Annotated in this window: 2 protein-coding genes; both read right to left on the bottom strand. The window is 36.8% G+C overall.

Annotated elements, in window-relative coordinates; all coding sequences use genetic code 11:
* Window positions 1-161 precede the first annotated feature (161 nt).
* Window positions 162-590 carry a hypothetical protein gene (locus tag ACY65O_RS14715; protein WP_462221616.1) on the bottom strand — a complete coding sequence of 143 codons (429 nt, stop codon included), beginning with the start codon at window positions 588-590 and terminating at the stop codon, window positions 162-164.
* Window positions 591-614: 24 nt separating this feature from the next.
* Window positions 615-1626 (bottom strand): M20/M25/M40 family metallo-hydrolase (locus ACY65O_RS14710; RefSeq protein WP_462221615.1); only part of this gene is annotated, 1012 nt, incomplete at its 5' end.

Raw genomic sequence — 1626 nt, 5'->3', positions numbered from 1 at the left:
AACCATTTTAAAAACCTGCAAGCCCTCCACCAGGTTTTGTATTGCAGCTGAACTTACTTCTGCTAACGAATATATTAAAATCAAAAAAGTTGCAGAGTGGCAAAAAGAAAAAACCGACTTTCATAAAAAGCCGGTTATATTTTTATTACATGGGTAAAAAATTATGGATTGATATCCAATTCTACCGCATCTACAATATATTCACTCTCACCACGCCAGGGCAACGTGCCATTTTTTTGCAGGTAATGTAACTTTACATTTTTACCTTCAAATTTTTGCATGGCCTTAGCCACACTGTCAACGGTTACAGAAAAATAAAATTTTTCAGAGGCAATACCCACATTGGAGGTAGAAACTATACTGCGTTGCACCAGTTCACCTTCATAAGTTTTAAAAATATTTCCCTTATGAGAAAGTTTTTGTAATAAGCCGCTCCGGTATCCATCACTGTAAGTATAATAATATTTCCAGTAGCCAAACAACAGTAATACTGCAAGCAGAATAAATGTAAACCAACGCACAAATTTTTTAAACCCGCCTGCTTTTTTTGGCAGTGGCCTTACTGCATCAGCAGATTTTATTTCTTCCATATTTTTATTTTTATTGCAAGATAATTATAATCCGTATTTATCTACCAAATAAACCATTGCCGCCATAACAGCAGCGCCTAAATTTAATTCCTGTGCATTTACATTTTCAAAAACATCTGTAGCAGCATGGTGTAAATCAAAATACCGCTGGCCAGTGGTATTTAAACCAAACTGGGCCGTTTTAAAATTAGTTTGCAAAGGGCCAATATCTGCACCGCCTCCACCACCTTCGCTAAAAGAAAATTTATCAGCATCATAAGGTGTAAAATATTTTTTCCAATTTTCCACTTTTGCATATTGTTCCTTCGTCATACCGCAATTAAAGCCACGTGGGTATTCGGCACCGCCATCGCTTTCCATTGCCATAATGTGTTTTTCTTTTTTAGCTTTAGCTTCTTCCGCATATTTATTTCCCCCACGTAACCCGTTCTCTTCATTTGCAAATAAAACAATGCGGATGGTTCTTTTTGGCTTATATCCGGCAGCATTAAACGCTCTTAAAATTTCTATACTTTGTACCATGCCGGTGCCATCATCACTTGCGCCTTCGGCAGCATCCCAGCTGTCTAAATGCCCGCCAACAGTAATTATTTCATCAGGAAATTCCGTTCCCTTTATTTCGCCAATTACATTGTGCCCAATAGTATCGGGCAGCATTAAACAGTTGGTTCTTAAAAAAAGTTTTTCAAATTTATAAATACCTTTTAAACCATTGCTTAATTTATCCGCATCTTTTGTACTTATTGCAACTGCCGGTATTTTTGGAAAACTATCGTTGTATCGTAATGCACCTGTATGCGGATTATCATCGTATGCAGCAGTAACCGAGCGTACAATAACTGCTACTGCGCCATACTTCGCAGCTGCGGATGCTCCACTGCTTCTGTATCTTACTGCATCACCATATGCCCCACGTAATAATGTTTTATTAAAAGGGTAATTAAAAAAAACAATATTACCTTTTACTTCATCTTTTATTTTATTTAAATCTTCAAAATTTTTAACTTCAATTACTTTAGCACTAACACCCGCCTTG

The sequence above is a fragment of the Ferruginibacter sp. genome (assembly GCF_031430955.1).
Taxonomy (GTDB): Bacteria; Bacteroidota; Bacteroidia; order Chitinophagales; family Chitinophagaceae; genus Ferruginibacter.
The sequence above is the reverse complement of the archived record's forward strand: the minus strand, read 5'-3'. Positions and strand labels throughout refer to the sequence as shown.